This window comes from Paucisalibacillus globulus (assembly GCF_900184735.1).
In the GTDB taxonomy this organism is placed as follows: domain Bacteria; phylum Bacillota; class Bacilli; order Bacillales; family Amphibacillaceae; genus Ornithinibacillus; species Ornithinibacillus globulus_B.
In genome coordinates this window covers 290,662-311,116 of sequence record NZ_LT855395.1, presented here as the reverse complement: position 1 = coordinate 311,116, position 20,455 = coordinate 290,662, and the positions used below count along the sequence as shown (strand labels likewise).

The following is a 20,455-nucleotide window of genomic DNA, read 5'->3' as shown; positions in this document are numbered from 1 at the left end:
CAGCAGTGTGAAGCATAGGATTTTAGGGAGGTGAGGCTTGGAAGAATAGTCTATCATAATTAATTGTTACCTACATTAGTACTTCACGGTATTAATGTTGAGTATAAAATGTCGAGAAAATCGACAAAACAAAAGGGTTTATAAAAAAGGGAGGGTATTTAGCATGAGCAAGAGTTTAAAGTGGCTATTTGCGCTAATGCTTGCAATGTTACTAGTATTAGCTGCATGTGGCAACAACACAGCTGGTGATGATGACCAGAAGAAAGACGATCCGAAGACTGAAACAGAGGATCCAAAAGATGATGAAAAAGAAGATGAGGAAGAGCCTGTTGAAGATGACGGCCTTTACTCAATCGACGATTTTGCTACATCAAAGACTAACGAAGGTGAAGCAATCGAAGGTGGATCGCTTACTTTCGGTCTAGTTTCTGACACAGTGTTTGAAGGTACATTAAACTATAACTTCTATTCAGGTGCTCCTGATGCAGAAGTAATTGCTTGGTTTGATGAGTCAATGCTATACACTGATGGAAACTTCACATTCACAAACGAAGGTCCTGCAGAATTTACTACAGAGCCTTACGAAACTGATGAATATCCAAATGGTGTAACATTTACATTCAAAATTAAAGACAATGTAAATTGGCATGATGGAGAGCCAGTTAAAGCAGAAGACTGGGCATTCTCATTTGAAGTAATTGGACACCCAGATTACACTGGAGTTCGTTACGGCCCTGATTTCTCTAACATTGTAGGTATGGAAGAATACAATGCTGGTGAAGCAGATACAATCTCTGGTATTGAAATTGTAGATGAAAAGACACTTAAGATTACGTATAAAGAGTCTCAACCATCACTATTAACTGGTGGTGTATGGTCTTACGCAATGCCTAAACATATCTTCAAAGATATTCCTGTAGCAGAAATGCAAGAATCTGATGCAGTTCGTAAAAACCCAATTGGTATGGGACCATTTAAAGTTAAGAGTATCACTCCTGGTGAGTCTGTAGTATACGAAAAATTCGCAGACTACTGGCGTGGAGAGCCTAACCTAGATGAAGTTGTATTAAAAGTAGTATCTCCTTCAACTGTTGTTCAAGCATTACAAACTGGTGAAGTAGATATGGTTGACAGCTTCCCTGTTGATCAGTTCGTTGATAATGCGGATATGAGTAACGTGGAATGGTTAGGAATTACTGACCTTGCATATACTTACATCGGATTTAAACTTGGACATTGGGATGCAGAAGCTAAGAAAGTTGTAATGGATCCAGACAAGAAAATGGCTGACGTAAATCTTCGTCGTGCTATGTGGTATGCAGTGGATAACAATGCTGTAGGTGAGAAGTTCTATAATGGACTTCGTTGGCAAGCAAATTCACTAATCATTCCACCGTTCAAAGATTATCATAATGCAGATGTAGAAGCACCAACATACAATCCAGATGAAGCTAAGAAGCTTCTTGACGAAGCTGGATACGTAGATGTTGATGGTGATGGAATCCGTGAAGATAAAAACGGTGAAGAGTTAGTAATCAACTTCGCTTCTATGTCAGGTGGAGATGTGGCAGAGCCTCTAGCTCAATACTACATCCAATCATGGGCAGCTGTAGGCTTAAAAGTTGAGCTTATCGATGGTCGTTTACTAGAGTTTAACGCGTTCTATGATCGTGTAGGTCAAAATGGTGAAGATGATCCGAACATTGATATCTATCAAGGTGCTTGGTCAACAGGAACTGACGTAAACCCTTATGGATTATACGGTCCAGACCAAATGTTCAACTTCCCAAGATATGAAAGTGAGAAGAGTAGCGAATTACTTGCTGCTGGTAACTCACCAGAAGCATTTGATGTAGCTTACCGTCAAGAAGTCTACAAAGAATGGCAAGAATTAATGGTAGAGGATATCCCAGTATTCCCTACACTTTACCGTGCTGTATTAATCCCTGTAAACAACCGAGTACTTAACTACGCAATCGATTACGGTAGCACAATGGGTCGTCATGAGTTAGCAGTAACTCAAGAAGAGCCATTCAAGCACGAGTAATAATTTTAAAAAAAAACGGAGAAGCCTAGTCGCTTCTTCGTTTTTTGTATTCAGCAAAAGATTCTTGCTATTTATAGAAACTGAACGATACCTAAGGATTTTGGTCTGAGCAACATATCCGCTGCGGAAATACACTACGCTTTCCGCGGGCCCAGCCTCAGCCTCCTCGAGTGGAATTATATCAGTAATTATCGCACAGTCTCTATATACTGTTTGTCAGATTAATCTACCCGAAAATAACAATATTTTTTAAATACAACCATTTGTTTTTTCAAGACTATTAACTATAAAATAGAAATATTTTCTAGTAATATACTACTTTTGTCTCAAATCTATTAATTTTGTAATAAATCATAGTAGTTTTGGCAATCCTTGTAACAGACTTATAAAAGTCTTGTAACCGTACAGCCTATGAAACTATGATACGATAGTGCTTGTCCGGAAATTAAGGAGGGACTACTATGAAAAAGATGGTAGCGACAATAGCTACAGGAATTATGCTACTAGCTCCAACTACAAATGCCTTTGCACAAGAGCTAGAACATGAAGTATTAAAAGGAGAAACCCTATGGGGAATCGCAATGGACCATAACACAACTGTAGACTCATTAACTGAACTTAACGACTTAGAAACAAATATAATATATCCAAAACAAAAACTAGCTGTCTATAAAAAGTATCTAGTAGAAAAAGGAGATACGCTTTATGGCATCTCGAAAGAACATGGTGTAACGATTGATGAGATTAAAGAATGGAATGAATTAACATCTGATCTGATTTTAGTTGGACAAGAACTTTTAATTCAGGAAGCAGAAGAACATAAAGTAGTAGCTGCTGCTAAATCCATTCAACCTACAGAGGTTAAATCAAGCACCATGACAAAAGAAACTAAACAGGAAAAAGAAGAAAAAGAACCGGAAGGAAAAACTCTTTCAGTTGTTGCCACAGCATATACAGCAGAATGTGATGGCTGTTCTGGAATTACCTATACAGGAATTAATTTAAATGAAGATCGAAATGCAAAAGTAATTGCTGTAGATCCAAATGTAATTCCACTAGGATCTAAGGTATATGTAGAAGGTTATGGTTACGCAATTGCAGGAGATATCGGAAGTGCAATCAAAGGAAATCGAATTGACATTCACGTTCCGACGAAAGAAGAAGCATTTAATTGGGGCGTAAGAGAAGTTAAGGTAACAATAGTAGAATAATCAAAATGAAGAGGAAGCATTCATATGAATGCTTCCTCTTTTTGATAGTATTTTAATAAGAATGTATATTAATAGTATTTGGATTAGTAGGTTTAATAACCTCTTCCGGTTCGTTAAATTGTTGATTAACACCCACAACCCCAAAACCTAAAATAATCATAATAAATAACACAACTAATAGCTTTCTCATAGCTGCCTTCCTCCATATAAATATGCCCTAGAAACTAGTATAATAGAAAGCAATACCTAGATTCAATGATAATTTTTAAAAAATAAAAGGTAATTATTGTAGATACCGTGTAAATGAAAAAAAGTAGCTAGTTATTAGCCTAAACATTTAAAATAGATTATGATAAACTTAATATGGAGAACAACTTGGTAACGCTTACATTATCGTTACTCTATAAACTTAGGAGGATTCAATCATGAGTAGTAAAACTTTAGATAAGTTTTTAAATGAAAATCTTGAGGATTTAAAAGCAAATGGATTATATAATGAAATTGATCCGGTTCAAGGTGCAAATGGGCCAGTCATTAATATTCGCGGAAAAAATGTAGTCAATCTCTCTTCAAATAATTACCTAGGACTTGCAACTGACGAACGTTTAAAGGCCGTTGCAAAAGAAGCAGTTGACTCACACGGGGTTGGTGCAGGTGCAGTAAGGACTATTAATGGAACACTTGATTTACACATTGAACTAGAAAAAAAATTAGCTGAGTTCAAAGGAACAGAAGCAGTAATTTCGTACCAATCTGGATTTAACTGTAATATGGCAGCAATCTCAGCAGTTATGGATAAAAATGATGCTATCCTTTCCGATGAATTAAACCATGCATCCATCATTGACGGATGTCGTTTATCAAGAGCTAAAATTATTCGTTTCGGACACTCCGATATGGATGATTTACGTCAAAAGGCAAAAGAAGCAGTTGAGTCAGGACAATACAATAAAATTATGGTGATTACCGATGGTGTATTCTCTATGGACGGTGATGTTGCTAAGTTGCCTGAAATTGTAGAAATAGCCGAGGAATTTGATTTAATTACCTATGTGGATGATGCACATGGTTCTGGTGTACTTGGTAAAGGTGCTGGAACAGTTAAACACTTTGGTTTACAAGATAAAGTTGATTTTCAAATGGGTACACTATCCAAAGCAATTGGCGTAATTGGTGGTTATGTGGCTGGTAAAGCTAATCTAATTGATTGGCTAAAAGTTCGTTCACGTCCATTTTTATTCTCTACTGCAGTATCACCTGCAGATGCTATTGCAAGTAGAAAAGCCGTGGAGATTCTAATGGAAAGCACAGAATTACATGACAAATTATGGGAAAATGGCAATTACCTAAAAGCTGGTTTGAAAGAATTAGGATTTAATATTGGGGAAAGCGAGACACCAATTACACCATGTATTATCGGTGAAGAAAAGGCTGCACAAGAATTTAGTAAACGTCTATTCGAAGAAGGTGTCTACGCTAAATCAATCGTATTCCCAACAGTTCCAAAAGGTACAGGTCGTGTTCGTAACATGCCTACTGCTGCTCATACAAAGGAAATGCTAGACCAAGCAATTGCCGCATATGAGAAGGTTGGAAAGGAAATGGGATTAATCTAGTCATCTAAAAAGAGGGGAAAGCCATGAAAAGAATACTAGTTACTGGTGCTCGCGGACAAATCGGTTCCGAGCTAATAACGAAATTAAGAGACGTTTACGGACATAGTAATATTATCGCGACTGATATTCGTGAAGCAGAGGGTGAACTTGCTGAAGGACCTTATGAAGTAGTAGATGTGACAGATGACAAACGAATATATGAAGTTGCAAAAAAACATCAAGTCGATACGATTATGCATTTAGCTGCACTACTTTCTGCCACTGCCGAAAAAATGCCTAAAGTAGCATGGGACATCAATATGGGAGGACTTATAAACACATTAGAAGTCTCTAGAGAACTTAATTTACAGTTCTTTACTCCAAGTTCAATTGGAGCATTTGGACCATCTACACCAAAAGCTCAAACGCCACAGGATACACTTCAACGTCCAACAACGATGTATGGTGTAAACAAAGTGGCAGGGGAATTACTTTGCGACTATTATTGTGAACGCTATGGAGTAGATACACGTGGCGTGCGCTTCCCTGGACTAATTTCCTATGTAGCACCTCCAGGCGGCGGGACAACGGATTATGCAGTAGAAATCTATTATGAAGCAATCAAACAAAAAGCGTATACTTCATATATTGCAGAAGGCACTTATATGGATATGATGTACATGCCAGATGCACTAGAAGCAATAGTTCAACTAATGGAAGCAGACCCTAAGAAACTAGTGCACAGAAACGCATTTAATATTTCTGCGATATCAGCAGAACCAATGGACTTTGCAAAAGCAATTCAACACCATATCCCAGGATTTCAAATATCATTCGATGTCGACCCAGTAAGGCAAAAGATTGCAGATAGCTGGCCAGACAGCATAGACTCCTCCGCAGCAGAAGCGGAATGGGGATTTAAAGCAAAGTATGATATCAATAGCATGACAAAGGATATGCTGGAGAAGATTGCTGAGAAGTTAAAATAGAATACAGACGCTCTCGAATTTGATGAGAGCGTCTTTTTTTATGTGGAAAAGTATATTTGTGGTTGGAGGATGAGCCCTGGTAGTCAGTGCATGTGCCCAAAATAGGAAAGGATGCGCCCGCGCAGTCAGTGTATGTGCCCAAAATAGGAGAGGATGCGCCCGGTTATTCAATGTATGTGCCCAAAATAGGAAAGGATGCGCCCGCGCAGTCAGTGTATGTGCCCAAAATAGGAAAGGATGCGCCCGCCAAGTCAGTGCATGTGCCCAAATCAGGAAAGGATGCGTCCGTTTAGCCAGTACATGTGCCCAAAATGGTAAAGGATGCGCCCGTTTAGCCAGTGCATGTGCCCAAATCGCAAAAGAATGCGCCCATGCAGCCATCACATGTGCCCAAAACAGAAAAGAATGCACCCACGCAGTCAGCACATGCACCCAAACCAAACCCAAAAAGAACACCCCACCAAAAAGACAAACAAAGAACCCCCTGCAACCAAAGCAGGGGGTTCACCTAAAAACTTATCCAGCATACATCTCTTTAACGCGTTTTTGTATTGCTTTATCACGAACGTATTCATCATAGCGCATTTCTTTATCCATGATACCATTTGGTGTGATTTCAATTAGGCGATTTGCAATACTATCGATGAATTGATGGTCATGTGATGTGAATAGGATAGAGCCTTTAAATTTAATTAATCCATTATTCAATGCTTGGATAGATTCTAGATCCAAGTGGTTGGTAGGTTCGTCTAGTAATAGTACGTTAGCATGGGATAGCATCATTTTAGATAGCATACAGCGTACTTTTTCACCACCAGATAGAACATTGGCTTTCTTAAGTGCTTCTTCACCGGAGAATAGCATTCTTCCTAAAAATCCACGTAGGAATGTTTCTGTTTCATCTTCTGGTGAGAATTGGCGTAGCCAGTCAACCAGTGTTAAATCACCATTTTCAAAGTATTCACTGTTATCCTTAGGGAAGTAAGATTGTGAGGTGGTAATACCCCATTTAAACGATCCTGAATCAGGTTCCATTTCGCCAGCTAATATTTTGAAAAGTGTCGTTTTGGCAATGTCATTTCTACCAACAAATGCAACTTTATCATCCTTATTTACGATAAAGCTCACATTATCTAATACTTTTTCTCCATCAATTGTTTTTGATAGACCTTCCACACGTAATAAATCATTTCCAATCTCGCGCTCAGGTGTAAAAGCAATATAAGGATATTTTCTGGATGATGGTTTAATATCATCTAGTGTAATATTTTCGAGCATTTTCTTACGAGAAGTAGCCTGTCTAGATTTAGAGGCATTAGCACTAAATCTGGCAATAAAGGCCTGTAATTCTTTTACTTTTTCTTCTTTTTTCTTATTGGATTCTTGTGCCATTCTAGATGCTAATTGGCTTGACTCATACCAAAAATCATAGTTACCTACATAAATTTGTATCTTTCCATAGTCAACATCTGCAATGTGCGTACATACTTTATTTAAAAAGTGACGGTCATGCGAAACAACGATAACCGTGTTTTCAAAGTTAATTAGGAATTCTTCTAGCCACTGGATTGCTTGAATATCCAGACCGTTAGTCGGCTCGTCCAGAAGTAAGATATCAGGGTTACCGAATATAGCTTGAGCAAGTAATACTTTAACCTTTTCATCTTCTGTTAGAGAAGACATCAGTTTCGTGTGAAGTTCTTCGCCAATACCAAGACCTTTAAGAAGGACAGCAGCATCAGATTCAGCTTCCCAACCATTCATTTCAGCAAAATCGCCTTCAAGTTCAGCGGCGCGAATTCCGTCTTCTTCGGTGAAGTCAGCCTTCATATAAATTTGGTCTTTTTCTTGTTTTACTGCATATAGTTTTTCATGCCCCATTAATACAACCTCTAAAACAGGGTGTTCTTCGTAAGCAAAGTGGTCCTGTTTTAGAACTGCTAAGCGTTCACCAGGGGACATGGAAACATTACCAGTTTGTGGATCTATTTCACCAGATAATATCTTTAAAAAGGTGGATTTACCGGCACCGTTTGCGCCAATAACACCATAACAATTTCCAGGAGTAAACTTTAAGTTTACATCCTCAAATAATTTCTTATCGCCATATCGTAAACTTACATTAGTAACAGTTATCATTGATTGGTTTTCCTCCAAAATAAGTACTTCACCGTAAGCTTACGAAATTTAAGGGGTTTCGTCAATGTAAAACACTGGATTTACGACTATTTGGATGATTCTAACAAAGATTTTTGCAAAATTGTCTTGTATAATTGTAAGTTTTTCGGTAAAGTTTTGTTATATCCGTTTATGAACTTGTTTTAAAAAGAGAAATGCTCGGCATAAGGCCTGAGTGGAGGGGAAGACATGAGAGGAAGGACAATCTACTTTATCTTTACTGATACAGGGACATACCTTTCAAGAATGATAAATTTATATACAAATAAGCCTTTAAATCATGTATCCATTGGATTTGACCATGAATTGAAAGAGGTTTATAGCTTCGGGAGAATTAATCCTAAAAATCCATTTAGTGGTGGATTTGTTCGAGAAGATATTCGAGGCGATTTCCTAAGGGACTCCAAGAGTGCTGTTTATGCCTTAAATATTACAGAACAGGAATATGAAAGTATTCGACATCATATAAGTGTATTTCAAACAAATGCTTCAGATTATAAATATAATTTTATTGGATTAGTTGCAATACCCCTTAAGGTTGAGATTAATAGAAAGAATGCTTACTTCTGTTCTCAATTTGTTGCTACGCTTATGAAAGATACAAAGTCATTTAAACTATCAAAACCTACTAACTTCGTAACTCCTGCCGACATCAGAGAAAACTCAGAATTACAATTAATCTTTCAAGGTAGATTAGGAGATTATCCCAAGCACAAGTTGCGAGAGGAAACGCTCGAATTACCAAAGCAATCATTTATTTATTCTATTTCACGTAAGCTTAAGGAATTTGTAGTTAGATAGAAAGAAGATTATATTTATCTATCGATCGAAAAAGGGTCAACCTCACCTAAGTGGCGGTATGACCCTTTTATTGTTCTTTCATTAATAATGTCTCAATACCCAAAGTCTCATATGGTACATTTAGTTTAAAGGCTAAGTTATTTGCTTCCAAATCCATTTGCTCCACACTTACTCGGAAGTTACTTTTTATATCCATCTGGGTAACGGCTACATAAATCTCTTCTTCTTCTGGATTAATAGAAACCCATTTTGGAACTGGTAAGTACTTATCCATATACTCCATAATCTTTTTGTTAGGTAATTCCATTAAACCCAATGATATTGACTTCTGTTTTAGGATGACATCCCCGTTGTCTTGAACAATGGGTTCCAGATGAACTTGGATTGGCACGGTAGTAGAAAAGACTGGTAATTCTCCTATTAAATGAACATCCTCCTCTAAAGAAACACGATATTGGTGCTTGGAGTCCTTTAGATATTCATACATATATGCATTGATCAGCTCATTTAAATTCTTTTTTGTCGTTCTGATAATAAATTCAGAACTCTCATGGGTTGCATCATGTTCTGAAAAAGGAACTACGGACTGATTAACAGGCCAAAAAATGAGTAACCCAATAATAAGTAGTACGGATATGTTTAAAAGGAGAAGCGTATAAAAATATCTCTTCCACTTATTCTTATTTTTTTTATTGTTTTCCAACCTGTTCACCTTCTATTGTTTCAATCTACAACTAAATAGTCTAATATTCTTTCAGCAATTAATTGATATCCGTTTTTATTTGGATGAAAATGATCATCAGCAAATAAGTTAGCTTCTTCATTCGTAAATAAATCCTTTGTAGGAATAAATGTGGCTCCATAAACGTCGGCAACCTGTTTACTTGTATTATTCCAGTCGTCTACAATCATATCGAGCTCTTTAATATGCTCAAAGTATTGCTGGAATGGATTGTAGAATCCAATTAGATAAATAGAAGCATCAGGATTTAGATTAGTTATAGTGGAAAGAATTGTATGAAGCCGCCCCTCATAATTTATTCTCTCTGCTGCAAAAATATCATAGGTCATATCAGCGAAGTTTTCTTTAGCTACTTGCATGATATCATTGGCACCAATAGTAATCAGGACAATATCTGTATTTTTCAGTGACTTCTTAATATCTGGATCCTCTATACGTTTTATTAGGTGAGTGGTTTGATTACCACGTTTTCCAAGGTTTTCGAATGTTGCTATCTTTTTGTTCTGATTAATATGGTTATCTAAAATCCCCACAAACCCACCTTGCTCCGTACTATCCCCTACACCTTGCGTTAATGAATCACCAATCGCTACAATTTTCGTATTATTTCCAGAGAAGAATTTGATTGTATTTTGAATAGCCATTGAAAATTCTTTTGATAATTCTGCTGCAGGTGTACTAGGCTTTTCGTTGGTTTCATCTTTTGTTTCTGAGGTCTCGTCTTGTTCACTAGATTCATCTATAACTGTATGGTTCTCTGAATCAGGATGTAGGGGGGAGGTTTCCTGGCGCTGAAAGTTATATATTCCAATCCCTAAGACAATGATAAAAATAGAAATGAAGGTCATGATGATTGTCTTTTTTGTCATTTGAACACACCTATGCGAGTAGTTTATATCTTTAAATTGCGCTCGTTACTATAATGTATGTGTGGTAAAAACATAAATCTACTGATTTTATTATGTATACCCAATTTTGATGAGTTTTAAAAGTGGATTAACAATTTGTCATATAAAAGAAAAAAACGCCTCATAAAGGCGCTTGGGATTAACCAACAAAGGCTGATTGTGTAAAGTATGTTGCTATTCAATAAAGCGGGATTGTGAAACGTTACCGCTCCGGCACCAGTCTATAAACAATCTCTTACAAAATAGCCTTAGCCAAAATAGGGGATGAGGTAGTACTTCGTTCAGATTGGAGAATCAAGCATAAGTCCTCTAACATAGCGCTTGCTGTGGGAAATGCTCCTGCTCCTGGACCTGAAAGGGTAATTTGCCCGACAACATCTCCTTCTATCACAACTGCATTTTCAACCCCTTCGATAGAGTACAATGGATGTTCTGAAGATATAACAACTGGCTTAACACTTGCTGTGAGGGTATTATCTTGTAATTCTAATGATGCTATATGTTTAATTCGTTTGTCTTCAAGATTATAATCCTCAATCTCCTTAGCTGTTATATTCACGATACCTTCCCGATTAACACTACTCCAATCCGGTTGTTTACCATAGATTAGTTGGCCTAGAATCATAAGCTTATAAAACGAATCATAACCTTCGATATCATTCGTAGGGTCTGCTTCTGCATAGCCTAACTCTTGTGCTTGCTTCAGTGCAATATTAAATGGAAGCTTCTGTACACGCATTTGGGTCAAGATGTAATTGGATGTTCCATTTAATATTGCGGTGATTTTTTTTATTTCATTAAACTGAAACAGTTTTCCAATTGTATTAATAACGGGTATTCCACCAGCAGTTGTAGCCTCAAAGCCAATGTTGACATCGTGTTTCTGGGAGAGTTCAAGTAACTCCTCGCCATGATGAGCAAACATTTCTTTATTGGCTGTAATGATATGTTTGCCGGCTTTGATACTTTGGGATAAATAGCTGAAGGCAGGTTCTTTGCCGACAATTGCTTCTAATACAATATCGATTTCAGGGTTTTGAATAACCGTCTCGAAATCAGTTGTGATCAGTTTATTATCTTCAAAATCCTGGTGCTTTTCTAAGTGTTTTACAACGATAGAAACAACTTCAATCTCAAAACCAATTGTCTTGCTAATTCGTTTCGGATGATTCTTCAAACTGTAATAAATTCCTTTTCCAACTGTTCCAAACCCAAGTAATGCAATCTTGATTTTTTTCTTCAAATCATCACTCCTTATGATTTAGAAATTCATTAATCGTCCAACTCCATTTTTCAAACTCCGTTAAAAAGCCATCATGCCCAAATTTTGTTTGGACATGATGATACGTACTGTTTGGAGTACATTCTGCAAATTCAGCGATTACGTTTGGTTCATAGATTAGATCATGTTCAAAACTTAACGTTAGTATGGGACAAGTATACTTTTTACAAGCTTCTTTCCATCCGCCGCGATTTCGACCTATGTCATGTGTATCCATCGCTTGTAATAAATATAGATAGCTATTCGGGTCAAAACGTTTTACTAATTTTTTGCCCTGGTAATCTAAATAGGAATTCACTGAGAATTTATTATCCGTTTTAGTCCGATTAAATCGTTCTGTAAATAGCTCTGCACTACGATACGTAACCATACCTATCATTCTAGCGATTTCTAATCCTTGAAGAGGAATAGGGGATGGGTAATTACCATTTTGCCAAGCAGGGTCACGTGTGATTGCTTGTTCGGCAATGTGATTAAAAGCAATTCCATAATCAGAAAGAGTTGGGGTAACAGCAAGTACTACCATCTTTTCGACAAAATCAGGATAAATGAGGCCCCATTCTAATGCTTGCATTCCACCAAGTGAGCCACCAATAACGGCATATAGCTTGCTCACATTCATTTGATTTAGTGCCAGGAACTGAGCCTGAACGATGTCACGAATAGATATGTTAGGGAAGTCAGTCCGATAAGGTTCTTTGGTTTTTGGATTTATTGAAGTAGGCCCTGTTGAGCCATGACACCCACCAAGTACATTGAATGTAATAATCTGAAAATCAGTAGTATCAATGGATTTATTCTTCCCAATAAGGCCACTCCACCAACCTGGTTGGTCCTCGCTGCCAACAGCTAAATGATTGCCGGTAAGCGCATGACATACTAAGATGATTGGTGCGTTTACAGGTCCAACTCGTTCATACTGCATGGAAACTACAGGAATTGATTCTCCATTCTCTAATAGGAGCGGGCCAATTTCAATCTTGTTCGTTTCCTTATACATGTTTTTAATCAAAATTAGCCCTCCTATTAATTGTTAACCAATTGAAACTGGTTGTTTTTTTATACCACGTAATGCTAGTAATTCATCGATAATATTCTTATTAGAAACAGTAGATATTCCCGTTGCTTTCAAATTCTGTAAAACTGGGTCATTGACAGTTGGTTGTTCAATCCATAGAACGTTAACTTGCTTATTTACTAACTCCTCAATAGCATCTGATGGGAGTGATCCCTGTTTTACAAGTACCAAGTCAGGTGCGGTTGACTCTTTCAAATCTTGAATCTCATAACCAAACTGTTTAAGTCGCTCAATCGTTTGTTTGAATTCTGTTGTAACGTCCTCTTCTAAGGTAGCAATGACCTTTTTCCGTGCTGCACCGGTGCTTCTGTCAAATGGAGATGATAATAACCAATTGATAATACTTTCCTCTGAAACGGATGATGCTGACTTATTATTCGTAGCTTTAGCAATGGCTTGGTCTAAATCGTGAATAATATCATCAATGGACTCAATACCAATGGATAAGCGGATAAGCTCTTCTGATACACCACTTTTCTTCAGATCTTCTGCACTTAATTGTTGATGTGTGGTGGAAGCAGGGTGGATAATCAATGATTTAGCATCTCCAACATTCGCTACATGGGAGAATAGTTTAATAGAATCAATGACAACCCTTCCCGCTTCTCGACCACCAGTAATACCAAAGGTAATAATTGAGCCAAAGCTGCCATTTAAATATTTCTTAGCAAGCTCATGGGATGGATGACTTTCAAGTCCAGGGAAATTAACCCACTCTACAGAAGGATGATTTTCTAAATAATTGGCAACCAGTTTAGCATTCTCACAATGACGTTCCATGCGTAGATGGAGAGTTTCTAAGCCTTGAAGTAAAAGAAAAGCATTATTAGGACTTAAACAAGCCCCGATATCACGTAATAATTGAACGCGAAGTTTCGTTGCAAAAGCAGCTGAACCAAGGTCAGCAAAACGAAGTCCGTGGTAACTTTCATCTGGTTCCGTGAATTCTGGGAATCGGTCATGATTCCAGTCAAAACGTCCACCGTCTACAACAACACCACCGATAGAGGTTCCATGACCACCAATCCATTTAGTAGCAGAGTGAACAACAATATCAGCACCCCAAGTTAGTGGTTTTGATAAAACTGGAGTTCCAAAGGTGTTATCGATTATTAGTGGTACATGGTATTGGTGGCAAATTGCTGCAATAGATTCTACATCAAATACATTCAAGCTAGGGTTGGTAATAATCTCTCCGAACACCGCTTTTGTTTTATCAGTAATCGCCTGCTCAATTTCTTCAGGCTTTGTACCATCTACAAACTTCACAGTGATTCCATACTTCGGTAAGGTTTTGGCAAATAGGTTATATGTACCGCCATATAGATTACTGTCGGTAACAATCTCATCTCCCGCACCTGCAATATTTAAGATAGCTAGTGTAATAGCAGCCATACCGGATGAAGTCGCAACAGCTGCTACACCATCCTCTAAAAGTGCTACCCGTTGTTCAAAGGCATCAACGGTTGGATTCATAATTCTTGTATAAATATTTCCGGATTCTTTAAGTCCGAATAAATTTTGGGCATGTTCTGTGTCACGGAACACATAAGAAGTTGTTTGATAGATAGGTACAGCGCGTGATCCTGTAGTTGGATCAGGAGACTGGCCTCCGTGAAGTAGTGTTGTTTCTGGTCTTTCCACATGAAAATTGGTCATGATAAATTCCTCCTTGTTTGTAGTTGTTGTCTGGAGGAAGAGAGAGGAAACAAAAAAGCCCTCTTCCTAAGAAGAGGGCGTGTATACAATAACCGTTCCTCCTCTTATCTTCCAGATCAGATGACCTGTAGGATTTAGCACCTTTTAAGGAAAGTCAAACTTTCACCTAAGGTTGCCGGGTTTCATAGGGCCTATTCCCTCCACCGCTCTTGATAAGAGATTTAAATATTTAAATTATTGAGTATTATACTATCGGTTCCAAAATGAAATGTCAACCGTTATTTAAATTTATTGTTCGACATTTTTCAATTTTCGAATGGGGAATCGGTAAATGGAACCTAAGTAAATTAGTAAAGCCAACCAGATTAACCCGAATGAAATAAGATGTTCTGTTGAGAAAGTTTCATGGTAAATAAAGACACCAATTAATAACATTAAAGTTGGAGCAATGTATTGTAAGAATCCTACCATTGCTAATGGAATTCGCTTTGCTCCACTTGCAAATAAGAGAAGCGGAATGGCTGTCACGACACCAGCTCCCATTAAGATAATATTCTCAGTGGTCCCAATCGATTGAAATGAGAATGTGTTTTCAGGCAAGAAGAATAAATAAAGTAAGGCAATTGGTGTGATGATCATGGTTTCAATGGTTAGTCCGTACATGGCAGGAATATCTACAACCTTCTTAAATAAGCCATATAATGCAAATGTAACAGCCAGTAAGAGAGATACCCATGGAAAAACACCATAACTAAACGTCATATAAAGAACACCCATCCCCGCTAAAATAACCGACACGGTCTGGCTTTTCGTTAGTTTCTCTTTCAGTACGATAATTGCAAGTATAATACTAACTAATGGATTAATATAGTAACCAAGGCTTGCCTGTAGAACATGATCACTATTGACTGCCCAAATATAAGTAAGCCAGTTGATACTAATAACAATGGAAGCCATCGTGATACTAATAAATTTCTTTTTATCCTTCAAGATTAGTTTGCATTCGTGAATAAAGCCAGGCCACTTTCTGACTACTAATACAATGGCCACCATAAAAACAAATGACCATAAAATCCTGTGTGCCAGGATCTCACCGGCTGGGACATAATCAATAAACTTCCAATAAATCGGCAAAAATCCCCAAAGCACATAAGCCCCAACTGCAAAAACAATCCCCAAACGATCCGTATTCCGCTCCATATTAACCCTTCTTTGTATGTAGATTATTTGTTATTTATTAAAATTGTCTTGATTATTAATGCTTTGCTTTCACGGTTGATAGAAATTGCGTAGTAAAAATAAAACATCTGGTGAGACTTGATGCTACCGCTCCGGCAGAATACTCCGCTTTTACTGTCAGCACAGGGGCGACATCTGCTCGAAAGAACCGTCGCAGTGTCTACCTTGCCGCGGGCCCGGCCTCAGCCTCCTCGAGGAAAGTTCGCCTCTCTAGGGGTCTTCGGACACGTGCTATTCCCGCAGGACAAGGAAGGCTTCGGCAGCATAATCATCGCACGAAGAAAATTGTTCTCTATTTTCGAGGAGTCTACGTATTCTGCCTGCGCTAGTTTAGTTATCTAATTAATGGTAGAGGTTAAATTGCGTATTTTTATACTTAGATGCCAATATATTAATTCACTTACTTCTTACTAGCGAAGGAAATACACGGAGACTCCTGCGGGAGGATAGGCATCGGTGAGACCCCGCAAGAGCTTTAGCTCTGAGGAGGCTCACCAGCCGCCCGCGGAAAGCGGAGTGTATTTCCGTAGCGGGTATGATGCGCTATCCGAAATCCTTAGTACCGCACTATTTCTATGTCACACTGTCATTCATAAATAAAAACAATTCTAAAACTACTTAACAAAAAACGCAATAAAAAGGATTTACATAACAAAAAGAAAACGCTTTCATTATAATGAAAAATAGCATATGATAATACTAGAAACAAAGAATCAAGGAGGAGAAATAAATGGCAAGAACCTATAAACATATGGAAACATCTGTAATCCACGAAGGCTACGATTCAAAAGACATGTTAGGGAGCCTTACCACACCATTGTTTCAAACCTCAACTTACACCTTCAACACCGCCGAACAAGGTGAACGACGCTTTGCAGGAGAAGAAGATGGATATATTTACTCACGACTTGGAAATCCAACTGTTACGGTATTAGAAGAGAGAATAGCAGCATTAGAAAACGGAGAACGGGGACTTGCCTTTGGTTCAGGAATGGCTGCTGTATCGGCAATCCTCATTGCGCTAACCAAAGCAAATGACCATATTCTATGTTCACCAGGACTATATGGTTGTACATTCGGCCTTTTAAGCATGATGAAAGAAAAATATAATATATCCTTTGATTTTTCCACCATGGTATCAGAGGAGGAATTACATTCAAAAATAAAAGCGGAAACGACTTGTATTTATGTGGAGACACCAATAAATCCAACGATGAAACTGATTGATTTGGAGATGGTGGCTAAAGTTGCTAAGGAATATGGAATTCCTGTAGTAGTGGACAATACATTTGCATCACCATATTTACAGAACCCACTCGATCTTGGTTGTGATGTTGTGGTGCATAGTGCAACAAAATATATTGGGGGACACGGGGATGTCATTGCGGGACTTGCAGTTGGCAAGAAGGAATTCCTGGATGAAGTTGCGGTGTCTACACTAAAGGATATCGGCGGTGTCATTTCGCCGTTTGATGCTTGGCTTTTGCTAAGGGGATTAAAAACCTTACCAGTTCGAGTTGACCGTCATTGTGATAATGCGGAAGAAATTTTTAAACGTTTAAAAAACCATCCGAATGTAGCTAGTGTTTATTATCCAAATGATGACGCTCACCCAGATTACCACATTATGAAGAAACAAATGCGACGTGGTGGGGGAGTGATCTCATTTGAGATTAAAGGGACAAAAGCGGAAGCACAAAAGTTTTTAAATGATTTATCATTTTTAAAGATTGCTGTTTCATTAGGGGATGCAGAAACCTTAATTGAGCATCCTGCAACAATGACCCATGCGGTAGTTCCCGAAGAGTCACAAGAGTATATGGGGATTACAGACCAATTAATTCGATTATCTGTTGGTCTTGAGGCATGGCAGGATATATGGGCAGACTTGGAGCAAGCACTGAATAAGATTACTATTAACTCAGACGCTTACTCCAAGGCTTAAGAGTCCCGATAACCGTTTCTTTAAAGTCTTGTTTAATAACTTTAATGACGCCATTGGCAATTTCATCATGGGATAACCATCTGGAACGTTCTTTTTCTAGAGAAAATCCTAAATATACACGTCTGTACTCACAAGATTCGGGTACAGTCGTGTTTTCTTTTACAAAAAAAGACGAGCTGCCCTGTACATGAATTAACTTCCAAGGATGTTTTCTTGGTCCTACTTCTTTTAGAATAATAGGTAATGCATTCGGTGCAGAATTATGAATCCAACTAACAATTAGATCTGGGCATTTACCATATTGCTTGATTACTTTACGGAAACTCAATTGCAGCGCATGATCATCATGATAGTCTACAGAAATAGAATGCAATTTATCTGGGTGTTTTCCCCGAGAACGCATGGATTCAAACTTATCAATATCCCGATGGACAACATGCACATCGTAACCTTCATTCGATAACCAATGACAAACTCCCTCTAACATACCGGTCCCGCCAATAACAAATGCAAATTTACTCACGATTTCAGTTCCCTTCTGTTATAGTATTATATAGCAACTTGTATCCGAGTATAATCGGAAATCCTAGACGTATGCTATTGTAGAGTGAATATCCAGTCTAAGGTAGTTTCTGTCATTTTTGTTTTTCTATGAATTTAACAAGAGGGGAATGCAAATGGAATTTATACCCTATTTACTGATGGCCATTATAATTTTTAACATCGCTTTAGGATTATCAATTGTGTTCCTAGAACGTAAAGATGCTTCTGCAGCATGGGCATGGTTAATGGTCTTACTTTTTGTTCCGGTCGCAGGATTCTTTCTATATCTCATTTTTGGCAGAAGGCTAAGTGGAAAACGTATCTTTACCTGGGATGCAAAGGCAAAACTTGGTGTTAAGAAAATAGTGCAATCACAATTAAGGGCAATAGAAAATGATGAATTTATATTTAATCAACTCGAGGAATATAAGGACTTATACTATTTACACTTACGTAATGATGATGCCATTTTTACGCAAGATAATGATGTAGAGATCTTCGTGCATGGGAGTGCTAAGTTTCAGTCATTATTAGATGATATGGAAAAAGCTAAAGACCATATTCATTTGCTTTACTATATCATTCGAAATGACGAATTAGGTCAACGTATTGCAGATGTGCTGATCAAGAAGGCTCAAGAAGGTGTAGAAGTTAGGGTTTTATATGATGCTTTAGGAACCCGGTATTTAAGACCAAAGTATCTAAGGAAACTCCGGAAATCAGGTGTGGAATTAGCTGCATTTTTCCCTTCATTTATCCCGAAAATTAATTTTAAGGTTAATTACCGTAACCACCGTAAATTGGCGATAATTGATGGTGAAGTTGGCTATATTGGTGGGTTTAATATAGGCGATGAATACCTTGGGAAGAGTAAGAAGTTCGGATACTGGCGTGATACTCATCTTAGAATCAGTGGAACGGCTGTTCAAAGCATGCAGACGAGATTTATACTTGATTGGAATCAAGCATCTCGCCATGATATTTTATATGACGAACGCTATTATGCTTCTAAATCAAGTGGAAAAGCGGGCGTGCAAATTGTTTCGAGTGGTCCTGACTCAGATTGGGAACAAATTAAAAACGGATACATCAAAATGATTCTTTCAGCCAAAGAATATGTCTTTATTCAAACACCATATTTTATTCCAGATGAAAGCTTACGCGACGCGATACGAATTGCATCGTTATCGGGTGTGGATGTGAAAATAATGGTTCCGAATAAGCCGGATCACCCGTTTGTTTATTGGGCAACCCTTTCCTATTGTGGGGATATGCTCGAGGCCGGTGCAGAAGTGTATATTTATCAAAAAGGTTTCTTACACTCTAAGACTATTGTGGTGGATGGTAAGATTGCCTCCGTAGGAACGGCAAACATTGACGTTCGAAGCTTCCGTTTAAACTTTGAAGTGAATGCCTTTCTTTATGATAGAAGTCTAGCATCACAATTAGTTAGTGCGTTCAATCACGATATCATAGAGTCCACTCAAATGACACAAAAGCTATATAACAAACGATCCATAGGAATACGTATTAAAGAATCAATATCTCGGTTACTTTCGCCTATACTATAAGTAATGAATTAAAATGGAGTGAACACAACATGGAAAAGAGACCCTGCTCAAGCTCATTAGCAGTTAAAACATCACACGTACTACCACCTGATACAAACTACCACGGTACACTCTTTGGTGGCATCTTGATGGCACATATCGATGACGTTGCAGCAATTGCAGCAGTGAGACACTGTCGCAAAGCAGTCGTTACTGCCTCAACAGATTCTGTCGACTTTTTAGAACCTGTTAAACAAGGTAATTCGATTTGTGTCGAAGCATTTGTCACCTGGACACGGAATACATCGATGGAGGTTTTTGTTAAAGCGGTAGCAGAAGATCTTCTCACAGGGGATCGAAAGGTTGCGGCAACTGCATTTCTTACCTTCGTAGCTGTGGATGAGAATCTTCGTCCAGTACCAGTTCCGGAAGTTTATCCGGAGTCAGAATCAGAAAAGTACTTACATGAGGGAGCAGCATTAAGAGCAGAACGAAGAAGTGAAAGAAGAAATTATTCCAAAGAGTTTGCTGCGAAGTTCGGAACCGTTTATCCGTGGAATATGTAATGTTTACCTTATCATAAAAAATTGGAGAGAAGCCATTTTAATTGGTTTCTCTCTTTCTTTATGAGGGAAATTCTCGTAATTGGTTATGCTAAATCGTAGGATATAATGCTACCATGTGAAAG

17 protein-coding genes and 1 riboswitch are annotated in these 20,455 nt (G+C 38.0%); of the genes, 8 read left to right on the top strand and 9 right to left on the bottom strand.

What is annotated here, in order from left to right; genetic code table 11:
* Positions 1-163 precede the first annotated feature (163 nt).
* Both opp4A and BN999_RS15745 read left to right on the top strand, forming a co-directional pair.
* Positions 164-2,047 carry an oligopeptide ABC transporter substrate-binding protein gene (opp4A, locus tag BN999_RS15750; protein WP_096272901.1) on the top strand — a complete coding sequence of 628 codons (1,884 nt, stop codon included), beginning with the start codon at positions 164-166 and terminating at the stop codon, positions 2,045-2,047.
* A gap of 461 nt (positions 2,048-2,508) precedes the next feature.
* Positions 2,509-3,258 (top strand): 3D domain-containing protein, encoded by a 750-nt coding sequence (locus BN999_RS15745; protein ID WP_096272899.1) that lies wholly within the window; start codon positions 2,509-2,511, stop codon positions 3,256-3,258.
* A 52-nt stretch (positions 3,259-3,310) separates the two neighbouring features.
* Here BN999_RS15745 and BN999_RS20755 read toward each other — a convergent pair whose 3' ends face one another.
* A complete protein-coding gene (locus tag BN999_RS20755; RefSeq protein ID WP_176482004.1) occupies positions 3,311-3,448 on the bottom strand; it encodes a hypothetical protein in 138 nt (45 codons plus the stop codon).
* Between the two features lie 235 nt (positions 3,449-3,683).
* On the opposite strand from BN999_RS20755, the gene BN999_RS15740 reads away from it, so the two are divergent.
* Positions 3,684-4,874, top strand: coding sequence for a glycine C-acetyltransferase (locus tag BN999_RS15740; RefSeq protein WP_096272897.1), 1,191 nt, complete (start codon positions 3,684-3,686; stop codon positions 4,872-4,874).
* Between the two features lie 23 nt (positions 4,875-4,897).
* The gene (locus BN999_RS15735) at positions 4,898-5,842 is read left to right on the top strand and encodes an L-threonine 3-dehydrogenase (protein ID WP_096272896.1); all 945 of its coding nucleotides are present in this window, start codon (positions 4,898-4,900) and stop codon (positions 5,840-5,842) included.
* A 516-nt stretch (positions 5,843-6,358) separates the two neighbouring features.
* Here the strand turns inward: BN999_RS15735 and BN999_RS15725 are convergent.
* A complete protein-coding gene (locus BN999_RS15725) occupies positions 6,359-7,981 on the bottom strand; it encodes an ABC-F family ATP-binding cassette domain-containing protein (RefSeq protein ID WP_096272892.1) in 1,623 nt (540 codons plus the stop codon).
* 228 nt (positions 7,982-8,209) lie between these two features.
* On the opposite strand from BN999_RS15725, the gene BN999_RS15720 reads away from it, so the two are divergent.
* Complete coding sequence (locus BN999_RS15720; RefSeq protein WP_096272890.1) at positions 8,210-8,821, top strand: hypothetical protein; 612 nt, start codon at positions 8,210-8,212, stop codon at positions 8,819-8,821.
* Between the two features lie 67 nt (positions 8,822-8,888).
* Here BN999_RS15720 and BN999_RS15715 read toward each other — a convergent pair whose 3' ends face one another.
* From BN999_RS15715 to rarD, 6 genes are all read right to left on the bottom strand, one after another.
* Positions 8,889-9,524, bottom strand: a complete 636-nt coding sequence (locus BN999_RS15715) for a YpmS family protein (protein ID WP_096272888.1) — start codon at positions 9,522-9,524, stop codon at positions 8,889-8,891.
* 20 nt (positions 9,525-9,544) lie between these two features.
* Positions 9,545-10,432 carry an SGNH/GDSL hydrolase family protein gene (locus BN999_RS15710; RefSeq protein ID WP_096272886.1) on the bottom strand — a complete coding sequence of 296 codons (888 nt, stop codon included), beginning with the start codon at positions 10,430-10,432 and terminating at the stop codon, positions 9,545-9,547.
* Positions 10,433-10,706: 274 nt separating this feature from the next.
* Complete coding sequence (locus tag BN999_RS15705) at positions 10,707-11,714, bottom strand: homoserine dehydrogenase (protein WP_255247491.1); 1,008 nt, start codon at positions 11,712-11,714, stop codon at positions 10,707-10,709.
* Between the two features lie 4 nt (positions 11,715-11,718).
* Positions 11,719-12,765, bottom strand: a complete 1,047-nt coding sequence (metX, locus tag BN999_RS15700; protein ID WP_306419014.1) for a homoserine O-acetyltransferase MetX — start codon at positions 12,763-12,765, stop codon at positions 11,719-11,721.
* A gap of 21 nt (positions 12,766-12,786) precedes the next feature.
* Positions 12,787-14,490, bottom strand: a complete 1,704-nt coding sequence (locus BN999_RS15695; RefSeq protein WP_096272881.1) for an O-acetylhomoserine aminocarboxypropyltransferase/cysteine synthase family protein — start codon at positions 14,488-14,490, stop codon at positions 12,787-12,789.
* Between the two features lie 101 nt (positions 14,491-14,591).
* Positions 14,592-14,709, bottom strand: a riboswitch (SAM riboswitch).
* Between the two features lie 69 nt (positions 14,710-14,778).
* On the bottom strand, positions 14,779-15,690 hold the full coding sequence (gene rarD, locus BN999_RS15690; protein WP_096272879.1) for an EamA family transporter RarD: 912 nt from the start codon (positions 15,688-15,690) through the stop codon (positions 14,779-14,781).
* Positions 15,691-16,459: 769 nt separating this feature from the next.
* Here rarD and megL point away from each other — a divergent pair.
* Complete coding sequence (gene megL / locus BN999_RS15685) at positions 16,460-17,674, top strand: methionine gamma-lyase (RefSeq protein WP_096272877.1); 1,215 nt, start codon at positions 16,460-16,462, stop codon at positions 17,672-17,674.
* Here megL and BN999_RS15680 read toward each other — a convergent pair.
* Entirely contained in the window at positions 17,646-18,197 is a 552-nt protein-coding gene (locus tag BN999_RS15680) for a short-chain dehydrogenase (protein WP_096272876.1), read from the bottom strand. The two genes, megL and BN999_RS15680, sit on opposite strands and share 29 nt — an antisense overlap.
* Positions 18,198-18,351: 154 nt before the next feature.
* On the opposite strand from BN999_RS15680, the gene cls reads away from it, so the two are divergent.
* Together cls and BN999_RS15670 are read left to right on the top strand one after the other, a co-directional pair.
* Positions 18,352-19,788: a cardiolipin synthase gene (gene cls / locus BN999_RS15675; protein ID WP_096272874.1), complete on the top strand. Its 1,437-nt coding sequence runs from the start codon at positions 18,352-18,354 to the stop codon at positions 19,786-19,788.
* A gap of 29 nt (positions 19,789-19,817) precedes the next feature.
* Positions 19,818-20,333 carry an acyl-CoA thioesterase gene (locus BN999_RS15670; protein WP_096272872.1) on the top strand — a complete coding sequence of 172 codons (516 nt, stop codon included), beginning with the start codon at positions 19,818-19,820 and terminating at the stop codon, positions 20,331-20,333.
* The last annotated feature ends 122 nt before the right edge of the window (positions 20,334-20,455 follow it).